Below are 740 nucleotides of genomic sequence, written 5' to 3' on the forward strand. Positions count from 1 at the left end.
ACGCCAGGGTGATGAGGATAATCGACACCACCAACAGGATGCCAAAGGAGATGCGTAGGCCGTAGAGAAACCCCCCCCACAGCTTGCGTCGCAAAACCGCCAGCCGATCCTGCTGCTCCTTGCGCTTGAGAATGTCGCGACAGTCGGGCGGGAAAACGTAGCCGATCTCCCCCTGCCGCGAAACCTGGAGATGCCCCCCAGCCTTTTGGGCTAACTGCAGCAACTCCTGTTTGGCCTCCTCTAGGGCCAGGCCTGTGCTGGAGGCAATGTCTCCCAGAGTGACCCGCAGGCCCAACTGCTCTACCGCATCCATGACCAATGTTTGTGTAGCCACTCTCAACCTCCGCTGGTTACCTACTGTTGCCCGGGATCCGACTGGGACGCTCGCCCAGCATCTGCAGCCAAGGGTTACAGCCATCCCTATTCCCAGTATCTCTCTTCAACTCAGGGGCGACGAGGGCGGCTGTTGCTGCTTTTGGGTCAGGCGGCCTGTCTCTGCACCAACCCAGGGCTGGGCTAGGGCAGCCAGGCCATCGCCACCAGCAGAGCGAAAAGGATCCCGATCAACACCCACGTCAGCCGTTGGGTATTCAAGGGGGAAGCAGCCTCGCTGCGGCTGGGATCAGCGACTTTCGGCAGGGAAGCTGGACGGCGGAGGCGCTCATAGACCAGACGGCGTTCCCCCGGCTTGGCCTCTTCCAGGTGGCTGAGATCTGGGATTTCGAGCAACCACTCTGCTG

2 pseudogenes are annotated in these 740 nt (G+C 61.2%); both read right to left on the minus strand.

Annotation, left to right across the window (positions count from 1 at the left end):
• A pseudogene (locus NW858_RS09405) lies at nucleotides 1–334 on the minus strand (hypothetical protein); the annotation flags it as partial.
• Nucleotides 335–516: 182 nt separating this feature from the next.
• A pseudogene (locus tag NW858_RS09410) lies at nucleotides 517–740 on the minus strand (hypothetical protein); the annotation flags it as partial.

The sequence above is a fragment of the Synechococcus sp. H55.10 genome (assembly GCF_047502715.1).
In the GTDB taxonomy this organism is placed as follows: domain Bacteria; phylum Cyanobacteriota; class Cyanobacteriia; order Thermostichales; family Thermostichaceae; genus Thermostichus.